The following is an 18,157-nucleotide window of genomic DNA, read 5'->3' as shown; positions in this document are numbered from 1 at the left end:
GGTGGGCGTGTGGCTATCCGCCGTCGGCGGTCGTGGAGCGCGGGTTCGCCGGTCCTGAGGCCTCCTTCTGGACGGCGAACTGCGTCCGGTGCAGCTCTTCGTACCGCCCACCGGCAGCCAGGAGTTCGTCGTGCGTCCCGCGCTCCACGATCAAGCCGTCCTCGACCACGAGGATCAGGTCTGCGCTGCGGATGGTCGAGAGCCGGTGCGCGATGACCATCGCTGTCCGTCCCTCGAGCGCCTCGCTGAGCGCGGCCTGCACCGCCGCCTCCGAGGTCGAGTCCAGTGCCGCTGTCGCCTCATCGAGGATGACGACGCGCGGCTGAGCGAGGAGCAGTCGCGCGATGGTCATCCGTTGGCGTTCACCACCGGAGAGTCGGTAGCCACGCTCGCCCACCATGGTGTCCAGCTGGTCCGGCAGGGACCGGATGAGCGGCTCGAGCCGCGCGCGGCTGACGGCGTCCCACACCTCGTCCTCGGACGCCTCCGGACGCGCGAGTCGCAGGTTGGAGCGGATGGTCTCATGGAACAGGTGGCCGTCCTGCGTCACCATGCCCAGGGTGTGCCGCATCGACGCGAAGGTGAGGTCGCGGACGTCCGTCCCGGCGAGGCGCACGGCGCCCTCGTCGACGTCATACAGCCGCGAGAGGAGTTGCGCGATCGTGGACTTGCCTGCTCCGGACGTCCCGACGAGGGCGACGGTCTGGCCCGGCTCGATCCGGAAGGAGACACCGTGCAGCACCTCCTCGCCGCCGCGGGTGTCCAGCGTGGAGACCTCCTCAAGGGAGGCGAGGGACACCTTGTCCGCGGAGGGGTAGGCGAAGCGGACGTCGTCGAACTCCACGGACACCGGACCCTCGGTGACGGTGACGGCGTCGGGCTTCTCCCGGATGAGCGGTTCGAGGTCGAGCACCTCGAAGACGCGCTCGAAGCTGACCACCGCGCTCATGATCTCCACCCGAGCGTTCGCGAGGCCGGTCAGCGGTGCGTAGAGGCGGGTGAGCAGGAGCGCCAGGGTGACCACCTCACCGGTGTCCAGCTGCCCGGCGAGGGCGAGGGAGCCGCCGAGGCCGTAGACGAGGGCGAGCGCGAGGGCGGAGACGAGCATCAGCGCGGTGAAGAAGACGAACTGCAGCATCGCCGTCCGGACACCGATGTCGCGGACGCGGGCGGCGCGGACACGAAACTCCTCGGCCTCCTGATCCGGTCGGCCGAACAGCTTGACGAGCGTGGCGCCGGGAGCCGAGAAGCGCTCGGTCATCTGCGTGCTCATGGCCGAGTTGTGGTCGGCGGCTTCGCGACGCAGCGCTGCGAGGCGGCCACCCATACGGCGCGCGGGCACCAGGAAGACGGGGAGCATCACCACCGCGAGGACCGTCACGAGCCAGGAGGTGCTGAGCATGACGATCAGGGTGAGGATCAGGGCGACGAGGTTCGTGATCACGCCGGACAGGGTGCCACTGAAGGCCTGCTGAGCGCCGATCACGTCGTTGTTGAGGCGACTCACGAGGGCGCCCGTCCGGGTCCGGGTGAAGAAGGCGATCGGCATCTTCTGGACGTGGTTGAACACGGCTGTGCGAAGGTCCAGGATCACCCCCTCGCCGATCCGAGCCGAATACCATCGCGTCAGCAACGACACGGCGGCGTCTGCCACGGCCACGAGGGCGATGACGACCGCGAGCCGGACGATCGTGGCCACCTCGCCCCGGGCGACGATGACGTCGACCACCTGCCCGGCGAGGACCGGCGTCGCCACCGCGAGGAACGCTCCGGCGACGGAGAGCGCGATGAAGACCAGCAGCTTGGCGCGGTAGGGCACTGCGAACGTCATAATCCGCCGAACAGACGCACGGGAGATCCCATGCTTGGCGTCCTTGGCGCTCGAGATCTTGTACAGCGAGCTCCAGGCCGCGCTTTCCATGCTCATTGCGATTCCTCACGCCCCGCTGCGCGCATGACCACGTCTCTGGAGCCCGGTCACGATCCGGGTGGCGACGCGAACGCAGACCTGCGAGAGCGTATCAGCCTCGCTGTTCCCGACCCGAACGTTCCGGCGGCACCGTTGGTCCGGGCGACCGCCGTCCAACGGAGGAGACCAGCCGAGGTGCCTGGCGTGATCAGCGTTCGGAGCGCAGGGCCGTCCACATCACGACGAAGGCGGCGGCGATGCCGAGTACGCTTCCGGCGAGCCCGACGATCATGGCGGGGTGACCGGTGTCGGCGAGCCCGATCGAGCACGAGACCACCCCGACACCGGACGCCATCAGCCCGACGAAGCTGAAGACGGCGAGGATGAAGCGCTTGGCGGTCCTGGTGGGATCGGGAGCGGGAGGGAGCGACATCGTGTCTCGTTTCCGCCGTCGCGTCGTCTGCTTCGGCTCTTCGGCATCAGGCTAGAGGGCCGCCGATCGATGCGGTGAGGGGGTATCCCCGGTCCTCACGACAGAACGGTCACGAGCGTCTGCGGATCTCGTGGACGAGGAGCCAGACGAGGTAGCCGCCACCCACGATCACGGTGACGACCCCCACCGGGAGCGACGTCGGCAGCAGGTGCTGCGCGACGATATCGGATGCCAGCAACACGAGGGCCCCGAGCAGGGCGGACGGCACCAGCGCTATGCCGGCGGTGCGGGTGATCCGCTGCGCGATCTGCGGGGCGGCGAGGGCGACGAACGCGATGGGTCCGGCTGCGCCCGTGACGACAGCCGTGAGCGCGACGGCGCACGCCACGAGACCGAGCCGTGAGGGTTCGACCCGCGATCCCAGCGCCTTCGCCGCGTCGTCGCCGAGCTCGAGTTGGCGGAGCGAGCCGCCGAGCGGCCCGAGGACGATGGTGACGGCCAGGGTGACGACGGCGGCCGGGAGCAGCTGGGCCCATCCGACGGCGTTCAGCGAGCCTGCGCCCCAGACCGTGGCGAGCATCGCGACCTCGAGCTTCGCGCGCAGCACGAGGTAGGAACTGAGCGCCTCGAGCATGGCCGAGACGCCGATGCCCACGACGATGAGGCGGAAGCCCTGGATGCCTCGACGGTAGCTGAGGAGGGAGACCAGCGCCGTGGCGATCAGCCCGCCACCGACGGCACCGCCCGCGACAGCGGCCGAGCCGGCGCCCGCACCGAGCACGATGATCACGATGAGACCGCCCGCGTACGATCCCGCGGTGAGCCCGATGATGTCGGGGCTCGCGAGCGGGTTCCGGGTGAGGGACTGGAAGATCGCGCCGGAGAGTCCGAGGGCGGCGCCGAAGAGCAGCGCGGCGAGGACTCGCGGGAGGCGCCACTCGAGCACCACCGTCTGCACCAGACCGCCTGGCCCGCCGAGGAACGCCGACGCGACCTCACCGACCGAGAGCGGCAGGTCGCCGAGACACAGCGCGAGCAACACCAACGCGAGTGCGACCACACCGAGCACCCCGCACACGACGATCGTGCGCAGCCGGACGCGGACGGAGAGCGATCGCCTCCGCCACACGACCGTGCGCGGTCCGGCCTCGGCCCCACTCACAGTGCGCTCGCCTTCGCGCGCCGCACGAGGTGGATCAACACGGGCGCACCGATGAACGCCGTGACGATCCCGACAGGGACGTCACTCGGCCAGAGGATCGCGCGACCGATCACGTCAGAGGTGAGCAGCACAGCCGGCGCGATCAGGATGGAGTACGCCACGATCCACCGCTGGTCGGGACCGACGATCCACCGCGCGATGTGCGGCACCATGAGCCCGACGAAGCCGACCGGTCCGGCGATCGCGGTCGCCCCTCCCGCCAGCAGGGTGATCGCGACGACGGCGAGCACACGGGTGGTCGCGAGGCGGGTGCCGAGTGAGGAGGCGAGATCGTCGCCCAGCGCGAGGGCGTTCAGCGATCGAGCACTGAACAGCGCGATGACGACGCCCGCGAGGACGAAGGGGAGTGCGGGCATGATGACGTCGAGGCCCCGCTCGACGAAGGACCCGGCGTTCCACCCGCGGAGCTGCCTGAACGTGACCGGGTCGAGGAGCATCATCGCGGTCGTGATGCCGCTGAGCACCGCAGCAAGGGCGACGCCGGCGAGGGTCAGCCGGACCGGATCCGCACCACCACGTCCTGCCGAGCCGATCACGTAGACGAGTGCTGTCACGACCAGGGCTCCCAGGAACGCGAACGGCAGGTACTGCACGGGTGTGCGCGCGCCGAGCAGGACACCGATCGCGACGAAGAGCGCTGCGCCCGCGTCCACACCGAGGATCCCCGGATCACCGAGGGGGTTTCGGGTGAGGCCCTGGATGAGTGCGCCCGAGACGCCGAGCCCGACACCGGCGACGAGTCCGGCCACGGTGCGGGGGATCCGCAGATCGAGGACGACCAGATCGGTGACGGAGCCATCGGGCCTCGTGAGTGCCCGCCAGACGTCGGTCGGGCCCACGGGGTGGGACCCCACGAGAATGCTGAGCAGGATCGCGGTCAGGAGTGCCGCGACCGCGATCCCGAGCCCCAGCGAACGGCGCCCGCGAGGGGTGCGCGAGGTCACCGACGGGTCAGCCGTCGACGCTCTGCGGAGCTGTGCCGGCGACTGCGTCCACCAGGCGCGGCACCAGCTGCTCGAGGACGTACTTCTGGCTGAGCGGGGTGAGGAAGTAGATCGCACCGGCGAGCTCGCCGTCGGTGAAGACCGCTCGCCCGCCGGTCACGGCGTCCAGACTCGAGGTGGTGCCGAAGCCCAGCACCTCCTGAACGGAATCCGTGGACTCGGTCGCGAAGACGATCACGTCAGCGTCGATGACACCGACGTTCTCTGCGGCGATCTGAGCCTGTCCGCCCTCGCTCGGGACGTACTGCTGCAACCCGGGCGTGATCGTGAATCCGAGATCCGTCAGAAAATCGGTGTTGAGGCCATCTGGGTAGACCCACAGGTTGCCGTCCCACGGCCCACCCTGAGAGAAGGTCGCCGTGAGGCCCGCGAACTCGGGGTGCGCTGCCGCAGCCGCAGCGTAGGCCTCGTCGACGCCCGTGATGAGCGCCTCGCCCTCCGCTGAACGACCCACGGCTTGGGCGACCATCCTGGTCTGGTCCCGCCAATCCGCGAAGTAGAGCCCCGCACCCTCCTCATTGGTCACGGTCGGCGCGATCTCCGCGAGCTTCGCGTAGTTCTCCTCGGTCATGCCGGCGTTCGTCCCGATGATCAGGTCCGGCCGCAGCGACGCGATCTTCTCGTACTCGAACCCGTCGGTCGTGGTGAGGACGGTCGGCTCGGCATCGCCCAGGAGGTCCGTCGCCCACGGCCACACCGCATAGGGCTGCTCGCCGTACCATTCCGTCGTCGCGATCGGTGTGACACCGAGTTCGAGGAGGATGTCCTGCTCGGTCAGTCCGACCACGACGATCCGCTGCGGCTCCGAGGGGATGACCGTCTCGCCGTACTCGTGCTCGATCGTCACCGGGAACGAGTCGCTCGGCTCGGTCGTGTAGTTCGGGTTCTCGGCGGTCGTCGAGGAGGCGCTCGAGCAGGCGGAGAGCGCGACGCCGACGAGGGCGAGCGCGCTCACCGCGGCGAGCAGGCGAGCGGTCCTCGCACTCGGGGCGCGGTGGTGCTTCGGAACGGTCATGGGGTCCTTCATCGGTTCGACTGGCGGGATGACGACAGTCAGGTTAGCCTTGCCTAATCGCTTCGCGCTATCGCGCTGAGCGGACAGGACTTGTCGAATGGAGACAGCTGAATGTCTGGTCGTGACCACTCGGACGGCGGGATCAGGCTCCTCGGCCCACTGGATGACGCCGAAGGGACATCGGGGGAGTTCCGGGTTTCCCGCTCGCGGGTCGATGCGACGACACGGTTCGACGAGCACTCGCACCGCGAGGACCAACTCGCGTGGATGAGCTCCGGCGCGATGGAGGTGTCGGTCCTCGGCGATCGACGGCGACTGCGGCGAGAGCACCTCGCCTGGATCCCCGCGGGGATGGTGCACGAGATGAGCTTCAGCGAGCCCGGAGAGCTCATCAGCGTCTATGCCGACCCGATGCTGCGCCCACAGGGCGGCCGTTGGAACGGTGCACGGACCGTCCGGGTCGACGACCTCTCGGGAGCGCTGCTGGCGCACCTGCTCGACGCCGACCCGGCCGGGCGCCGGCGATGGCGATGCTGGTCGCTCCTGATCGACCTGCTCTCGGCCGCGGCTCACGACGATGAGGCGTTGGCCATGCCCCGTGAACCGCGCGCGCGTGCCATCGCGTCGGCTCTGATGGCGGACCCCGCCGACCCGCGCGGGCTCGACGATTGGGCTTCGGCGGCGGGTGTCAGCCCGAAGACGATCGGCCGGGCGTTCGTGGACGGCACGGGATGCACCTTCCGTGAGTGGCGGGTCCGCGTGCGCCTGCATGCAGCGGCGGGAATGCTCGGTCGGGGTGTCGCCGTGCAGGAGGTCGCACCCGCGGTCGGTTACGAGTCGGTGAGCAGCTTCATCGGGGCGTTCCGCACCCGGTTCTCCGTGACCCCCGCTGTCTACGCCGCGCGCAGCCGGACGGCGGAGCTCATCTGATGTGATGGTGGGGCGGCTTCAGGTGATCTGGGGAGACCGACCGCCTCCGTCGGCCTGGCCGATGCGTCGGCTTCCGCTCTAGGGTGGCCGTATGGCCGACCCGCGAGCACGGCGGGCGACCACCCGGACACGTCTCGTCCTCCGGGTGATCGCCGGAATCGTTGCGGCCTCCGCCGCTACCGTGTACCTACTGGCGATCTGGATGGTGGTGTCGAGCCGCTTCGGCTGGGACGACCGCGACGTCCACGGCTACAGCCTGCTCTTCGGCACCCCGATCGCCCTCGTCGCCGGTCTGGTCGTGGCGGTCTCGCTGCCGTTGGCTGTGCCGCCGGAGCGACGGAGCCGAACGCGGGCCGTGACCCTGGGAACGCTCGCGGTGACCGTCGTGCTGCTCGTCATCGCGGTCGTCACCGCCTGAACGGACTCCGACGCGGTGTTCGACGGGCTCGAGGCTGGCGCGACTCAGCTGATCGGATCACCGAGACTCAGATCCCACACGGCGAGGCCGTGCACACCCTGCCGGGTGGCGTAGGTCTTCCGCAGACCGAGGGTCTTGGCGTCGGACCACCAGATGACCGTGCCGTCCGCGAGTGTCGCCGTCCACTCCTGCTGCGTCGCGTCCCACGTCGCACGATTGCCTGCTTTCGCTCTCGCCTCGGCGACGGTCAGCTGCTCGCCGTCGGTCCCGTCACCCGGCCAGGTGTACGCGTATTCGGCGACACCGAGGCCGATCTTGCTCTTCGGGACACCGGTCGCGATGAATGCCGCCAGCACGCTCGCGACCCAGGGCGTGCCGCCGACGGGGCCCGCATCGGTCCAGGTCGGTCCGTGCTGGTCGTAGGCCATCAGCACGAACCGCCCCACGGACGCGTTCAGCGCACTCATGTCGAACCCCTCGTCGGCGTAGCCCGCGGCGGTGTCGGTGGCCATGAGCGCGATCGAGATGGTCGACGCTGACGGCAGTGCGGCGCGCAGTTCGGCGAGGAACTTCGTGAGACCGGCCTTGTGGGAGCTGTTCAGTGACTCGAGGTCGATCTGCACTCCGTCGAACCCGCCCTCCGCGACCTTGGAGACGAGCGAGGTGACGACGGCCTTCCGGTTCACCGTTCTGCTGAGGAGCTTCGTGGCGATGGCCGGGGAGAAGTCGCTGATCGACGCGTCGAAGTTGCCGAACAGCAGCTCGGTCTTGAGACCCTTGCTCTTCGCCGCGGTGACCAGACCCGCGGCCTCCTGCGGTGTCGCCGTGACCGCTGCGCCGGTCGAGGTCAGGTTGACGCCGTCGATGCCGACGAGCGAGAGTGCCGAGGCACTCGGGGCGATGTACTGCGCCCCTGATCCGGTCATGAGGTATCCCTCGATCAGGAGACCCGCGGTGGTGGCGGAGGGGGATGAGACGAGTAAGGGGACCGCGAGCGCGGCGACCCCCATGGCGACCAGGCCGTTCCGAAAGTTCCGTGGTGTGTGCATGCCTGATTCCTTCTCACACTGCAGGGTGAACGCCTGTCGTCAACCCGATGCGCGAGATCGATGGTAGGCGCGACGACGGTATAGCGTCGACGCATGAGCCACACCCTCGAACCGGGCACGACCGCTGCGCCCGCCGGGTCGCCGATGGAGGGACGCCGCAGGCACTACGCGGAGTTCTACGGCCTCGCGCCGTTGCCCACGGAGTTCGGGGTGGTGCTCGGCAATTGCCAGGCCGAATCCCTGCGCACCGTGATGGATGCGCCGGACCGCCGGTTCGTGCGCGTTCCAGCCGTGCACGAGATGACCGCCGAGGACGCGGAGCGGCTGCACGAGGTGGTGGGCGCGGCGCACACCGTGGTGTCGCAACCCGTGCGGGACGACTACCACGGACTGCCGCTCGGCACACGACAGGTCGCCGCCGCCACGAGCGCGCGCGTGCTGACGGTGACTCCGGTGCGGTTCGGGGGGTTGCATCCGTTCCAGGCCGCCGTCCGGGTCCCCGGCGTCGAGGAGAACCCGCCGCTCGTGGCGTACCACGACGTCCGGACGCTCGCGGCCGCCGCAGGCATCCCCGTCGTGTCTGCCCTCCAGCCGGACGCCGTGCGCGCGATCGGCCGAGCCTCCGTCGAGGAGCTGCGGAGACGCGAGGCCGCGACCGACGTGCCGGTGTCCGACCTCTTCGACTCGGTCACCGCCGACCACGCGCGTACCGTCAACCACCCGGGGAACGCGGTCTGGCTGCCGCTCGGCGCCCGCGTCCTCGACGTGCTGGGCGCCCCTGGCGGCGTCACCGCCCCCGGACGCCCCCTGCTCAACGCGGTGCGTGCGCCCATCGCACCAGAGGTCGTCGACGCCTGGTCCCTGCCGGACGAGCCCCGCGACCACTGGATCATCGAGGGTGTCGAGGTCGATGACGCGGAGGTGCGTGCCGCTCACACCGATTGGTACGCGTCCCACCCCGAGTTCGTCGTCGTCGCCGTCGACCGGCTCGCGGCCCTGCTCTCCGTTTGGCGCGACGCGTGACCGGGAGTGCGCAGCCGTGGGTCGTCGGCAACCGGTGGGACACCCTCGACGACGTCCATCCTGATCCGCTGCCACGCGTCTCGGTGATCGTCGCGCACTACGACCAGCCCGGTGAGCTGCTCCGGACCCTGCATGCCCTCGCCGCGCAGGATTACCCGCGTCACCTCCTGGAGGTGATCGTCGCCGACGACGGATCGCCGGGTGACGTGTCGGTTCCGGACGACGTGATCCTCGTGCGGCAGGCGGACCAGGGGTTCCGGCTCGCCGCCGTCCGCAACCTGGGCGTGAGGGCGAGCAGTGGCGAGGTGTTGTGCTTCCTCGATGCCGACACGGCCCCCGAGCCGGGGTACGTGCGCGCGCTCACGCGGCTCCCCGCCCTACTGCCCGAAGCGGTCACGGTCGGGCGGCGTCGCCACGCCGACTTCAGCGGGATCGCCCCGGAGACACCGGTCGTCGAGGCGGCCGCCGGTCGTGAGCTCGCCGAACCGGCGTGGCTCGCCGAGGAGTACGCGCGCAGTCGGGATCTGCGCAACGCGGACGACCGTTCCTATCGATTCATGATCGGTGCGGTCATCGCATGCTCGCGGGGCCTGTTCGACGAGGTCGGCGGATTCGACGAGTCCTTCACCTCGTACGGCGGAGAGGACTGGGAGTGGGCGCACCGCATGTGGCAGGCGGGAGCGGTGTTCGCCCATGTCCCGGCCGCGGTGGCTTGGCACGACGGCCCCGAGTGGGCGGAGCGGGACGGCTCAGGCATGGACCGCGCGAACGCCCAGACCATGCGGCTCCTCTCGTCGATCCCCGTCGCAGGGTCCGCGCCGCGGGCGCTGTGGTCGGCCGCGGTCGATCTCCTCGTGCGGCTGCGGGGCGACCACACGACGGCCGCTCGGTTCGTCGCGGCGGACTCGCTCTTCGCAGCCTTCCCGCAGGCTCGGCTCGTCCTCGACGGCGGGGGAGCGGAGGGGCTCGGGGGAGACCCGCGCATCCTCGGTGAAGTAGCCGGAGTCGACGCCCGAGTGACCTGGGAGCTCGACCGTCCGATCGTGATCCTCGACCCGACGTGGATCGTCGAACTCGTCGACCGCCTCGGCACCGGAGACGTGGGCACCGTCGAGCTCGTCGACCCGGACGGCGCGTCACTCGGCCGCCTGCGATCCCGGCGGGCCAGGCGGCGTGAGGAACGTTGGGCGACGTCCGCCGCCTTCGAGACCCAGCAGCTCGTCGCCGACGGCGTCCAGCGGCTCCGGCCTGACCCCCGGGTGGCGGCCTGGGTCGGCGGCTGGGGTGGACCCTCGTCGTTCTGCTGACCCGATCAGCGACGACGTGCTCCGCGCATGGATCACGCGGCCCGAACGCAGGCCCTCCGTCGGACGACTGCACCACCGGACGCGCGGAGTGCAACCCCACCGGTTCCGGCCGAGGTCTCGTTTAGCGTGGTCGTCATGTCTCCGCGCGACCAGTATGAAGTGACCAACCCCGTGACCCAGTACAACCGGGTCGAGCCGCCGCTGCAGCATCAGCCGGAGCCCGGCGTACAGGCCAAGATGACCCCGGTGCCCGATCTCGGAGAGGCGAGCTATCGGGGGAGTGGACGCCTCACCGGTCGCAAGGCGCTGATCACCGGGGGCGACTCCGGCATCGGCGCCGCCACCGCGATCGCGTTCGCCCGCGAGGGCGCGGACGTCGTCATCGTCCATCTCCCCGGCGAGGAGGAGGACGCCGAGCACGTCCTCTCGCTCATCGCCGACGCCGGGCGCCGGGGCAAGGCGATCGTAGCCGACGTCTCGCAGCCCGACCAGTGCCGGAGGCTCGTGTCGGAGGCAGCCGAGTTCCTCGGCGGCCTCGACATCCTGGTCAACAACGCCGGCAAGCAGATCGCCGTCGACCGGGTGGAGGACCTCAGCGACGAGCAGTTCGAGGAGACGTTCCGCACGAACGTCTTCGCGAACTTCTGGATCACCAAGGCGGCACTCGCCCACCTCGGCGAGGGCTCGAGCATCGTCAACACCGCGTCGCTCGAGGCGTACAAGCCGTCACCGGACCGCCTCGACTACGCAGCGACGAAGGCCGCGATCAACAACCTCTCGAAGGGGCTCGCGCTGCAGCTCGCCTCCCGGGGGATCCGCGTGAACGTCGTCGCCCCCGGCCCCGTGTGGACCGCGTTGCAGGTCTCCGACGGCGTCTCCGACGAGCAGATGGAGCACTTCGACGACGAGAACACGTATCAGCGTGCCGGGCAGCCGGCTGAGCTCGCGCCGGCGTACGTCTACCTCGCATCGGCCGAATCCGGCTACGTCTCCGGAGCCACGTTGAACGTCAACGGCGGCATGGTGACCCCGTGACGGCGGCTGACTGCACCGTCTTCTTCCTCCCCGGGCTGGGGCTCGACGCCGCCGCGGCCGCGCCGGTGGCTCGCGAGCTCGACGCTCGATTCCGGGTCATCGCCGTCGAGCTGCCCGGCCAGGGCGACACGGCCGACGCGCCGGACGGCTCGGTCGACTCGCAGATCGACGCGGCCCTCGCCGTCATCGCGGAGGAGGCCGACGGCGGACCCTGGATGCTGTGTGCGCACAGCATGGGTGGCAAGGTCGCCGCCGGGATCGCCGCCCGGGTCCGGGATGGCGACGCCCCCGTGTTCGGGCTCGTCGGTGTCGTGCTGCTCGCGCCGTCTCCGCCAACGCCTGAGCCGATGCCGGACGCGAAGCGCCACCAGATGCTCACCTGGGTCGAGGACGGGCCCGTCGCCGAGGGGGACGCACGGACTTTCGTCGACGACAACGTGGGTGCACCTCTGCTGACCGAGCTGCAGGCCGCTGCCGTCGCGTCCGTGCAGGCCATGTCGCCCGTCGCGTGGCGCCGCTGGCTCGAGCAGGGCAGCCTGGAGGACATCGCGTCCTCCGTCGGCACCCTCGATCTCCCGTGCACCGTGCTCGCCGGAGGTGAGGACGAGGCTCTCGGAGCCGCTGTGCAGCCGGAGCTGCTCTCGGACGTCTACCCCCGCGCACGATTCGTGCCGCTCGCCGGAGCGGGGCATCTCCTCTCGTTCGAGCGCCCCGCCGAGGTCGCGCGTGCGCTGACCGAGCTCTGGGACGAGATCGTCGCACACAGTGCGATCGTCCCCCCGGCGTGGGGGCTCGTCATCGCGTCCCCACGGACCACGCGGCGGGTGCGGAGTGCGCTGGCACGACGCGCCCTGCCGGATGACCCCGAGTATCGGCCCCGCGTCCTGAGCGTGGAACAGCTGGACCTGCTCCGCTCCGTCGCCGATCGCCTGGTTCCCCAGCCGACCGAGGGGCGGATCGATCTGGCCGCCCGGGTCGACGCCGACCTCGCAGCAGGTGGTGGCGACGGATGGCGGCCGGTCGGAGGGCTCACGGACGACGAGGCCTACCGCGCCGGATTGGATGATCTCCGAACCGCGTGGCCGGACTCGGCCGATGACCAGGATGCCGTGATCCGTGCCGTGATCGACGGCCAGGGCGTCCCCGGGGGCGCCATCGACGGAGACGATCTGCGGCGCTGGTTCGAGGACCTGCGCGTGGACGTCACGCGGGAGTGGCTCATCCATCCCGCGTCGCTGGCCCGCGTCGGCTACGACGGGTTCGCGACCGGCGCTGAAGACGTCGACTTCGCCGGCTACCGCGAGTTGGGTGCCGGCACCAGAGACGATTGGGAGCCCTCCGAACTCGGCGTCGCGCCCGCACAGCAGCAGGAGGATGCAGCGTGAACCTGGACACCATGAAGACCTACGACCTCGACGACAGCGTCGACGTCGTGGTGGTCGGTACCGGTGCGGGTGGCGCACCACTGCTCGCGCGACTCGCTGCAGCGGGACTCCGCGTCGTCGCCCTCGAAGCGGGGCCGAATCACGACCCTGCCGAGTCCACCCCGGACGAGGTCGACGCGACGACGATCAACTGGATGTCCAGCCGGTTCAGCGGTGGAGACGCTCCGACGGCGTTCGGCCCGAACAACAGCGGGTTCGGCGTCGGCGGTGGCACCGTGCACTGGGGCGCGTTCACGCCCCGGCCGGACGCCCGTGACCTGCGTCTGCGCAGCGAGACCGGTTTCGGACGCGACTGGCCCGTCGATCACGCGGAGTTCACGCGCTACGTCGAAGAGGTCGAGGCGACCATCGGTGTCTCCGGGCCGACGCCGTATCCGTGGGACCCGTCGCGGACCTATCTGTACGCGCCGCCGAAGCGCAACGCGCCCGCCGACCTCATGGCGAAGGGCGCGGAGTCGCTCGGCATCCGGGCCACCGACGCACCCGCCGCGATCATCACCCGCGACCGGGATCAGCCGCACCACGGCCTGCGACGTGCCACGACGAACGTCGGCTCGATCCACCAGGGCGAGCGCCACGGTGCGAAGGCGACGACGGCCATCACCTACCTGCCGGCTGCGGTCGCGGCGGGGGCGGAGATCCGACCGGACGCCGTCGTGCACACCATCGAGCGGGACGCCCGCGGTCGAGTGACGGGCGTCGTCTATCGCCAGGACGGCGTCGACAAGCGGCAGCGCTGTGAGGTCCTCGTGTTGGCGGGCGGCGGGGTGGAGACCCCTCGGCTCCTGCTGCACAACGACCTCGCGAACGCCAGCGGTCAGGTGGGTCGGAACTTCCTGGCCCACGGGGCGGTGCAGGTGTGGGGACGGTTCGACGAGCAGATCCGCGGCTACCGCGGCTACCCGTCGGCGCTCATCACCGAGGACTTCGTCCGCCCCGAAGGCGCTGACTTCGCCGGAGGGTATCTGTTGCAGAGCCTCGGTGTCATGCCGTTCAACTACGCGACGACCCTCGTGCGCGGCGGTGGTCTCTGGGGCGCCGAGCTGGTCGACGAGCTCGACGCGTCCCGGTACAACGCCGGCATCGGGATGAACGCCGAGTGTCTGCCCGCCGACGGCAACCGGCTCGAGCTCTCGTCGGAGGAGGACGAATGGGGTCTGCCGCGTGCGACCGTCTCGTTCTCGCCCGGTGACAACGAGCAGGCCATCGACCGCCACGCCATCCGCACGATGACGGACATCCTCACGGCAGCCGGTGCGCGGAGCACCAGGGTGCTCGCGCGCACGGCGCACACGCTCGGCACGTGCCGGATGAGCGACGATCCGAGTGACGGCGTGGTCGACGGGGATGGGCGATCGCACGACATCGACAACCTGTGGATCTGTGACAACTCCACGTTCCCGAGCGCGCTCTCCGCGAACCCGGGTCTTGCACAGATGGCCCTGTCGCTGCGCACCGCCGACCGGATGCTCGCGGCGCGGTGACAGCGCCGCCGGCAGGTGAGCAAGGGTGGGTCGGGAGTCAGCCGTTCGCCTTCACGATGACGATGGCCGCGCCGCTCGGTCGCACCTCCAGCACGGTGTGACCGGCAGCGCTCGCAGCGGCGGTGTTCGGGTACGACAACCGAGCCTGATAGACGGGATCGGGGAATCCGTAGCGACGCAGTTTCTCGACGCGGACGTCTTCGGCGAGCGGAATGTGCATCGTCGTGCGCACCTGCTCCCGTAGCTCCTGCTGGCAGACCGAATCGACGCCTGCGTAGCCGCAGACGGAGACATCACCCTCGAGGAAGGAGCTGTAGTCGCCCTGATACGACGCCAGTAGCGCGACGACGAGCGCGACGAAGCCGGCCATGCTACCGACGGCCACCCCGAGCGTCCCCAGCACCTGACGCACGGTCCGTGGTCTGCGAGACCATCCGTCGTCTGATTCCGCGAGAAGGTCGTCGATCGTCATGCGCCCACACCCCTGCGTTGCATGACGCAAGGCTACCGGTAGCGCCCTGCCTGGCTGCGCACGAACGCCTCCTAGGCTGGACTGATGGTCGCGACACGTAAGCAGCTGATCGTCGACGACGGGGTCCTGATCTCGTACACCGTGTTCGAGGGTTCCGAGCCGGCGGCGGTCATCCTGCACGGACTCGCCGGAAGCAGTCGGGAGTTCCTTCCGACGGCTCGAGCGCTCGCCGGTCGATCGGTCGTCCTCATCGACCAGCGTGGCCACGGTGAAAGCACGAGGCGGCCGATGGACACCTCTCGAGCGGCGTACGTCTCAGATGTCGCACGGGTGATCGAAAGCGAGACATCAGAGCCGGTGATCGTCATCGGGCAGTCGATGGGTGCGCACACCGCGATGCTCCTGGCTGCTGGCCGGCCAGACCTCGTTCGGGCGCTGGTCATGCTCGAAGGGGACCAGGGCAGCGGCACGGTGGAGGAACACCGAGCCCTCGGGCACTTCTTCCGGTCGTGGAACGTTCCGTTCGCAAGTCGATCGGAAGCGGCGGCGGAGCTTGGTGACGGGCCGCTCGAACGTGCCTGGGTCGAGGATCTGGAGGAGACAGCCGACGGGTTGGTCCCACGTTTCGACGCGGACGTCATGCAGGCGACGATCGAGGCGGTCGGGGAGCCTCGCTGGCACGAGTGGGAGAGCATCGACGTGCCGACTCTCGTGGTCTATGCAGACGGAGGAATGTTCACCGAGTGTCAGAAGTCGGCGTTCGTCAGTCAGGGCAGGCGCGTCCGTCGCGTCGATCTCAGCGGTGCATCGCATGATGCACACCTTGACGCGCACGAGCAGTGGGCCGAGGCGCTCCGTACCTTCATCGATGCCCAATAGATGACTCGCTCCGCATCAGGTCGGGCCCATCTCACCGGCCACGCCGTCGGCGTAAGGTCGTCACATGTCCCTCGAGCCACCCCCACGGTCTGACCAGGGGCAAGTGCTCTCGCAGCCCTCGGCCGCGTCATCCACCGCAACAGCCTGGAACGCCTTCCTGCTCCGAGCTGAGGCGATAGCGTGGATCAGTGCCACCGAGCGTGGACAGCGACAGCCTGAGGTCGGCCACGTCGCGCTGGAGGTCCTGCTCCTGGAGTACGGTCGCCCGGCCCGCCTGGCGCTCGGGCTCGTCTCGTCCGTAACACTCGTCGTGGCCGCCACCCTCGCCGTCGCGACCGTGACCGTCCTCGGTCCGTTCTGGGTGGGGGAGAGCGGGGCGTTCTTCGGCTCCGTGGTCCTCATCGGGTTGGCGGTCGCGTTGACGAGCGTCGTCATCCTGCTCCGGCTGCAGGTCTCCGAGAACCGCATCATCCGCGCCGTCTCCGCGTGGTCCGAGGTGACGCCGCAGACCACGGAACCGCAGGAAGACCCGACCGGAGCGGAGGACACCGTCGACCGTCGGGAGGCGGTGGCGTTGCGCGCCCTCTTCCTGGCGGTCTCGGGCGCAGGGATCGCCGCAACCGTCGTCGTGATGGTCTGGCTGTCCTCCGCCGAAGGCGGATCGTTCGTGCTGCCGTTCGTCGTCGCTGCGGTCTTGCAGCTGGTCATCTGGCTCGGGGTCTGCTCAGGAGTCGTCCGCGTACTGCGGTCGTCGCGGGTCTGACACCCGCGGCGATGGACCGTGACGCGGTGCTCAGCTGACAACCCGGACGAGGGCGTCGTCCACGGGACGGTCGATCCCACGACGTCGACAACCTCTGCGAGAACTCCTCTTTCCCGAGCGCGCTCTCCGCGAACCCCGGCCCGGCGCAGACGGCCCTGTCGCTGCGCAGGGCCGACCGGATGCTCGCGCCGCGGTCGTCGTGGATGGGCGCCCCCGAGCCGTGTGCTCGGGGGCGCCCGCTCCCACCGGGAGTCCCTCGCTCAGCCTCGCACGGCCAACTCGTAGACGCGGGCGATCTTCGCCTCGGTCGTCGACGCGGAGGGGTTCGTCACGACGAGCCGGATCTGGTCGACGCCGGTCACCCCCACCGGGACGTCCCGCGCCGCCTGCGTGTTGCCGGTGATCGCGGCCACCTGCTGCCAACCGGACGCGGTGTGCACGTCCAGGGTGAAGTCGACCAGGACGACGCCCGTTCCGCCGCCGTAACCGCTGTACACCCCGATCGAGGAGACGGTCTGCGGACCGGTGAGGGTGACGATCGCGGTCGGCGTCGAGTCGCCCGTTGCCGAGATCCACCGGCCGGCGTTCGAGTAGTCGCCATCCGTCAGATGATCGCCGCCGAACGTCTGGTAGACGGAGGACACCTGGACGGTCGCTCCGACGGCGTCGTGGGTCTCGCACGGCGAGACGTTCGGCTCGCCGGCCAGCCACGACTTGATGAACTGCCCCTGATACTCGCCGCCCATCAGGTTCCAGTCGTAGTCGAACATCTGGGGTTTCCAGAAGTTGTCGAGGATCCAGGCCTGCCAGCCGATCCACGGACGCGCATCGATGTACTCGCGGAACGGGACGCCCCAGTTCGACGTCGTCCCGCGGGTGATCGAGTCCGAGAACTCGCCCTCGGGGTTCCAACCGAACTCGGTGATGACCACCGGGAGCTCGTCGGCCGCGTCTCCGAACTTGGTGTCGAGGAGCGCCTCGGTGGGAGATCCCTGGTTGGGGTAGATGTGATAGACGTAGGCGAGGTTGTCGTCCACGATCGGGTTCGTCCGTGCGCCGTTCAGCATCGTGCTCCACTGCGGCGAGCCCATCAGCAGCAGGGTGTCCGGAGCGGTCGTGCGGATGGAGTCCACGACGGGCTGGATGTAGTCCTTCCAGGTGTTCCAGTTCGCCGGGTTGATCGGCTCGTTGAACACCTCGAAGACCACGTTGGTCGTGCCGCCGTAGATCGGCGCGATGTAGTCCCAGAAGCGCTTCACCATGGACTGCGGCACCGCACCCGCCGCGTCACCGTAGTCCCGCACGAGGTGGAGGTCGATGATGAGGTAGACGCCACGGTCGACGGCCTGCTGCACGTACGGGGCGATGTACTGGGCGTCGTAGGCGGCCAGGTCGGTCGTGGCGGTGATCTCCGTGACGGGCAGCCGGATCACGTCGGCGTTCCAGCCCTGCGAGGCGTCGACGGCGAGGTCGATGAGTTCCGACGTCGGCTTGGAATTGCAGTACTCGCAGAGGTCGTTCTGCTCCGGTGCGAGCACGGACACGCCCTGAAGCGTGACGGCGGTGCCGTCGGCATCCCGGATCCAGTTGCCGTTGACCTGGAGTGCCGGCGCACTCCCCGCCTCCTCGACGGCGGCCGCGGGGACCGTCCCGAAGGCGAGCGCCGCCGCGACGAGGCCGGTCAACGCGAGCGCCGTCCGGGATGATCGATGTGGTCTGAACATGGTGCTCCCTCTCGTTCGTCCGAAGCCTCGTTGCCCCGGACGGGT

At 69.7% G+C, this 18,157-nt stretch carries 17 protein-coding genes; 9 read left to right on the top strand and 8 right to left on the bottom strand.

Annotated elements, in window-relative coordinates:
* Positions 1–13 precede the first annotated feature (13 nt).
* The 5 genes from QRN44_RS10775 to QRN44_RS10755 form a co-directional block, all read right to left on the bottom strand.
* Positions 14–1,927: an ABC transporter ATP-binding protein gene (locus tag QRN44_RS10775; RefSeq protein WP_285039132.1), complete on the bottom strand. Its 1,914-nt coding sequence runs from the start codon at positions 1,925–1,927 to the stop codon at positions 14–16.
* 190 nt (positions 1,928–2,117) lie between these two features.
* Positions 2,118–2,342, bottom strand: coding sequence for a hypothetical protein (locus tag QRN44_RS10770; RefSeq protein ID WP_071259931.1), 225 nt, complete (start codon positions 2,340–2,342; stop codon positions 2,118–2,120).
* A 109-nt stretch (positions 2,343–2,451) separates the two neighbouring features.
* Positions 2,452–3,504: a FecCD family ABC transporter permease gene (locus QRN44_RS10765; RefSeq protein ID WP_285039131.1), complete on the bottom strand. Its 1,053-nt coding sequence runs from the start codon at positions 3,502–3,504 to the stop codon at positions 2,452–2,454.
* Positions 3,501–4,508: a FecCD family ABC transporter permease gene (locus QRN44_RS10760; RefSeq protein WP_285039130.1), complete on the bottom strand. Its 1,008-nt coding sequence runs from the start codon at positions 4,506–4,508 to the stop codon at positions 3,501–3,503. Before QRN44_RS10760 ends, QRN44_RS10765 begins: the two co-directional genes overlap by 4 nt.
* 7 nt (positions 4,509–4,515) lie before the next feature.
* The gene (locus QRN44_RS10755) at positions 4,516–5,583 is read right to left on the bottom strand and encodes an ABC transporter substrate-binding protein (RefSeq protein ID WP_121291117.1); all 1,068 of its coding nucleotides are present in this window, start codon (positions 5,581–5,583) and stop codon (positions 4,516–4,518) included.
* A gap of 111 nt (positions 5,584–5,694) precedes the next feature.
* On the opposite strand from QRN44_RS10755, the gene QRN44_RS10750 reads away from it, so the two are divergent.
* Together QRN44_RS10750 and QRN44_RS10745 are read left to right on the top strand one after the other, a co-directional pair.
* On the top strand, positions 5,695–6,513 hold the full coding sequence (locus QRN44_RS10750; RefSeq protein ID WP_285039129.1) for a helix-turn-helix domain-containing protein: 819 nt from the start codon (positions 5,695–5,697) through the stop codon (positions 6,511–6,513).
* A 91-nt stretch (positions 6,514–6,604) separates the two neighbouring features.
* Complete coding sequence (locus QRN44_RS10745) at positions 6,605–6,931, top strand: hypothetical protein (protein WP_285039128.1); 327 nt, start codon at positions 6,605–6,607, stop codon at positions 6,929–6,931.
* A 44-nt stretch (positions 6,932–6,975) separates the two neighbouring features.
* On the opposite strand, the gene QRN44_RS10740 is transcribed toward QRN44_RS10745, so the two are convergent.
* On the bottom strand, positions 6,976–7,980 hold the full coding sequence (locus tag QRN44_RS10740) for a glycosyl hydrolase family 18 protein (protein ID WP_285039127.1): 1,005 nt from the start codon (positions 7,978–7,980) through the stop codon (positions 6,976–6,978).
* 93 nt (positions 7,981–8,073) lie between these two features.
* On the opposite strand from QRN44_RS10740, the gene QRN44_RS10735 reads away from it, so the two are divergent.
* From QRN44_RS10735 to QRN44_RS10715, 5 genes are all read left to right on the top strand, one after another.
* Positions 8,074–9,003 (top strand): WcbI family polysaccharide biosynthesis putative acetyltransferase, encoded by a 930-nt coding sequence (locus QRN44_RS10735; protein ID WP_285039126.1) that lies wholly within the window; start codon positions 8,074–8,076, stop codon positions 9,001–9,003.
* The gene (locus QRN44_RS10730; protein WP_175115930.1) at positions 9,000–10,310 is read left to right on the top strand and encodes a glycosyltransferase family 2 protein; all 1,311 of its coding nucleotides are present in this window, start codon (positions 9,000–9,002) and stop codon (positions 10,308–10,310) included. The genes QRN44_RS10735 and QRN44_RS10730 overlap by 4 nt, the downstream gene beginning before the upstream one ends.
* A 135-nt stretch (positions 10,311–10,445) precedes the next feature.
* On the top strand, positions 10,446–11,345 hold the full coding sequence (locus QRN44_RS10725; RefSeq protein WP_285039125.1) for an SDR family oxidoreductase: 900 nt from the start codon (positions 10,446–10,448) through the stop codon (positions 11,343–11,345).
* A complete protein-coding gene (locus QRN44_RS10720; protein ID WP_285039124.1) occupies positions 11,342–12,730 on the top strand; it encodes an alpha/beta fold hydrolase in 1,389 nt (462 codons plus the stop codon). The genes QRN44_RS10725 and QRN44_RS10720 overlap by 4 nt, the downstream gene beginning before the upstream one ends.
* Complete coding sequence (locus QRN44_RS10715) at positions 12,727–14,274, top strand: GMC oxidoreductase (protein WP_285039123.1); 1,548 nt, start codon at positions 12,727–12,729, stop codon at positions 14,272–14,274. The genes QRN44_RS10720 and QRN44_RS10715 overlap by 4 nt, the downstream gene beginning before the upstream one ends.
* 37 nt (positions 14,275–14,311) lie before the next feature.
* Here the strand turns inward: QRN44_RS10715 and QRN44_RS10710 are convergent, their stop codons facing one another.
* Complete coding sequence (locus QRN44_RS10710) at positions 14,312–14,746, bottom strand: hypothetical protein (protein ID WP_285039122.1); 435 nt, start codon at positions 14,744–14,746, stop codon at positions 14,312–14,314.
* A gap of 84 nt (positions 14,747–14,830) precedes the next feature.
* Between QRN44_RS10710 and QRN44_RS10705 the strand changes: the two genes are divergently transcribed.
* Positions 14,831–15,625 (top strand): alpha/beta fold hydrolase, encoded by a 795-nt coding sequence (locus QRN44_RS10705; protein WP_121290877.1) that lies wholly within the window; start codon positions 14,831–14,833, stop codon positions 15,623–15,625.
* Positions 15,626–15,728: 103 nt separating this feature from the next.
* Positions 15,729–16,388, top strand: coding sequence for a hypothetical protein (locus tag QRN44_RS10700; protein ID WP_285039121.1), 660 nt, complete (start codon positions 15,729–15,731; stop codon positions 16,386–16,388).
* 260 nt (positions 16,389–16,648) lie between these two features.
* Here the strand turns inward: QRN44_RS10700 and QRN44_RS10695 are convergent, their stop codons facing one another.
* Positions 16,649–18,112 carry a glycoside hydrolase family 5 protein gene (locus QRN44_RS10695; protein WP_285039120.1) on the bottom strand — a complete coding sequence of 488 codons (1,464 nt, stop codon included), beginning with the start codon at positions 18,110–18,112 and terminating at the stop codon, positions 16,649–16,651.
* Between the last annotated feature and the right edge of the window lie 45 nt (positions 18,113–18,157).

The sequence above is a fragment of the Plantibacter sp. lyk4-40-MEA-4 genome (assembly GCF_030209415.1).
GTDB lineage: Bacteria > Actinomycetota > Actinomycetes > Actinomycetales > Microbacteriaceae > Plantibacter > Plantibacter flavus_A.
This window is presented reverse-complemented; position numbering and strand designations above follow the sequence as displayed.